The sequence below is a fragment of the Pseudomonas sp. 2822-17 genome, from assembly GCF_002742485.1.
Lineage (GTDB): Bacteria > Pseudomonadota > Gammaproteobacteria > Pseudomonadales > Pseudomonadaceae > Aquipseudomonas > Aquipseudomonas cyclaminis.
In genome coordinates this window covers 1-258 of record NZ_LJRZ01000725.1, presented here as the reverse complement: position 1 = coordinate 258, position 258 = coordinate 1, and the positions used below count along the sequence as shown (strand labels likewise).

Annotated in this window: 1 protein-coding gene; it reads right to left on the bottom strand. The window is 34.9% G+C overall.

Annotated features, from left to right (window positions below):
• Positions 1-165: 165 nt before the first annotated feature.
• Positions 166-255 carry a hypothetical protein gene (locus tag AOA60_RS34940; protein WP_368731597.1) on the bottom strand — a complete coding sequence of 30 codons (90 nt, stop codon included), beginning with the start codon at positions 253-255 and terminating at the stop codon, positions 166-168.
• Between the last annotated feature and the right edge of the window lie 3 nt (positions 256-258).

The following is a 258-nucleotide window of genomic DNA, read 5'->3' as shown; positions in this document are numbered from 1 at the left end:
CTTCATAAGTAAGCAATAAATCCTCTTTTTTCTTTAGAGTATGATAGAGCTCTGTAGCCACTACTTCGAATTTACCTACAGCAGACTGGTAGTCCACCTGAGCTTCCATTTTTTCGTGTTCCTTCATCTCAAGTACTTTTTGTAGGGAAAATTGAAAACTCATGGTTATACTCCTTTCTCAAACTCAGCTTTTAATTGATTTATTGCCTCTTCGAAGGAAATATTCTCGTGAACTTCCTGCTTTAAAAAACTTATTAT